Below are 2,350 nucleotides of genomic sequence, written 5' to 3' on the forward strand. Positions count from 1 at the left end.
ACGTCATCTTGCAATCCCCTTTTTGATGGTCGCAAATTTTCCGGACGTAGCTGAGAATCCCGCTTGAGACACCGCTTGGAGCCTTGCATGTTTGGTGGAGAAAAAATTCCGGATCCTCCGGAGTGGTGGGGGCGGCGATGAGTGACCTTAGTCGACGATTGTCCAAGATCGAAGATGCTGCCAAGATTCCAAGGCTGCCAGCCGAAAAGCAGTCGGGTATGGATGTCTTCAAAGCATTGGCTGCCAGTTGGCCCGCATTCGGCCTCGTTGCCCTGGTGCTGTTTTGCGTCCCCTCCTCAACGCCCTTTCAAGGTTTGGGAGCTGAGTTTCACGAACCGTTTGGAGAGTTCGGCTAGCAGACCCGGTGAAGCTGGCCTAGCTGGAACGATCCCCAAGCTCTCACCACTTGTCGTCGACTTCCTGCTGCGAGCGAATGTCAATGCGTGAGGTTCTCCCTCTGCGAAGCTAGCCCAGAGCTTCAGCAGTCCAACCGTCGCGCCGCTGAAGGCCATATTTGAGCTCCGTGACAACCATCTAGTAGCGATCACTGGCAGTTCTGCGCCAACCGACTTCGTGCAATTTTGGACGGAGGTGGATGCGCTGCGAGTAAAGCATCAAGCAGTTGCACTTCCCTATGGCGAAAGCAACACAGTCAACTGGAAACCGACAGCCTCGGTCAAGCTAAGAATCGAGGATGCCGAAGGCGCAATGGAAGCTGACTGATCGAGGGAAGACCGCGGCGGCGGCCATCGTGGACGCGGTGCTAGAAAGAACTGGCCGGAGCGCCACGCAGATCCAAGTGCTAGAGCTGATTGAATCGCGACGTGAACCGGCGAATCTTCTGCCGAGCTCGATGGAGGCAGTCGATCATGTGAGCCTCGATCAGCCGACCATCGCGGCCGTGCGGTAGTTGGCGCTCCCCGCTCCCTCCATAACCTTTGGGAGATGGCCGACAAGTTCGGCTCGACTGGCGGTTCGTGCCAGGCACCACCTCGTACTTCGTGCCGTTGCAGCGCGGGCACTGGTGATCGAGCCACCAGAAGAGCACCGCGCGAACCTTGGTGGCTGGGGCTTGCATGCCCTCCACGACAAGGCCCGCCTGTGCGGCCAGCATCGTCTTGAGCTTGCCGACGAGGCGCTGGCGCTCCAGGTCGTACCACTTCGTCGYCTCCGCCTTYGCYGCGACCAGMCGGGGCACGCTCTTCCGGTCTTGCYGCCATCGGSCCCGATGACCTCGATGTCCGACCATCGGCGGCAGCTTCGACGCGATGCGTCGATGTCATGCGGCAGCGGCGCGCGGGTGCTCGGCGCCATCCCATTCGGAATGCAGCGCGATCAGGTTCCGGCCGATGGCGTACTCGACCGTCWTCGAGGTCCAGCCRGCCGYGGTCAGGATCTCGAGGGTGCCGATGCGGCCGCCGTCGTCATCCATCCTGGTCGGCACCAGGTTCGAGCTGTTCGTGGCGTTGGCCARGCGYTCTTCGATGGTTGCCTTRTCTTCGTTCAGCATGCAGAGTCCTTACAGAGTCCTTAAATAGCTAAAAAGTATTACTTACGATGGAGGGCAGACCTAAACTAGCGCGCCGGAGAGACGCACAGCGTCCAGTTCTTGACGAGGAGATGCTCATGAACGCACCCACAAGTCCAGCCGACCGCGAGAGGTACATGCAGTTGCTGGAAGTTGATGAGACGCCAGACACGCCCACGCTTGTGCACGTCGACCCCGGCGAGCCTGAAGGCGCGAATGACGAGGCCCCTTTGACGAACCGCGCCGGAGAGCCACGCTTGCGCCTGGTGTCAAGGCGGTAGGGGCGGTCCTTCAAGGCGCGGTCCAAGCGGCGGTCGACTTCGCGTCGTGGCGCGCTGCGACCTTGCCGCGGATCCTGTCGGCGAGATGGTCAACGACAACACGATCCCCAAAGCAGCAGCGGGATGTACCGCAGTTCGTGTTCCTCCGAAAACGCCTGGGCGTGCTTTGCGAGCATGTCGTCCAGCGTCTCGATGTGGATCGAGCCCTGTGCCTGGCTCAGCAAAGGACCCAGACGCTGCGGACGTCGAAAGTAGGGTGCGCCGACATGAGCGGCCTCTTGTCGTCAATCGTGATGTTGTGCATAGCCTGGCTCCTGAACTGAGAAAACGACATAGGAAAGCGGGTAGCGCCGCTGTTGCGACCGATCAGCTTGGCGTCGATGTCCGCCTGCTGTTCCTGCCACGCGGCGACGGCGTCCGGGTCGTTGGGGTTGGCGGGCGCCTCATCCTTCTGGGCGCGCCAGATTGAAAACACGTTGTCGGCGCCGTTGACGATGCCGCCAGCCCCGGCGACCTCCATCTTTCTCGGCGCTTCGGATTC

Annotated in this window: 3 protein-coding genes and 1 pseudogene; 2 read left to right on the plus strand and 2 right to left on the minus strand. The window is 60.9% G+C overall.

Going from position 1 to position 2,350, the window contains the following annotated elements; genetic code table 11:
* The first annotated feature begins 158 nt into the window (after nt 1–158).
* The gene (locus AC1DY5_RS51740) at nt 159–356 is read left to right on the plus strand and encodes a hypothetical protein (RefSeq protein WP_478122029.1); all 198 of its coding nucleotides are present in this window, start codon (nt 159–161) and stop codon (nt 354–356) included.
* A 338-nt stretch (nt 357–694) separates the two neighbouring features.
* Nucleotides 695–910 carry a hypothetical protein gene (locus AC1DY5_RS51745; RefSeq protein ID WP_478122030.1) on the plus strand — a complete coding sequence of 72 codons (216 nt, stop codon included), beginning with the start codon at nt 695–697 and terminating at the stop codon, nt 908–910.
* A gap of 369 nt (nt 911–1,279) precedes the next feature.
* Here AC1DY5_RS51745 and AC1DY5_RS51750 read toward each other — a convergent pair whose 3' ends face one another.
* Together AC1DY5_RS51750 and AC1DY5_RS51755 are read right to left on the minus strand one after the other, a co-directional pair.
* Complete coding sequence (locus tag AC1DY5_RS51750; protein WP_478122031.1) at nt 1,280–1,510, minus strand: hypothetical protein; 231 nt, start codon at nt 1,508–1,510, stop codon at nt 1,280–1,282.
* A 516-nt stretch (nt 1,511–2,026) separates the two neighbouring features.
* Nucleotides 2,027–2,350 (minus strand): annotated as a pseudogene (locus AC1DY5_RS51755) (hypothetical protein); the annotation flags it as partial.

This window comes from Variovorax sp. P4_D9, assembly GCF_056401695.1.

What these genes read in the sequence shown, in the direction of transcription:
- AC1DY5_RS51745 (WP_478122030.1), top strand. Translation starts at nt 695, where the DNA reads ATGCCGAAGGCGCAATGGAAGCTGACTGATCGAGGGAAGACCGCGGCG.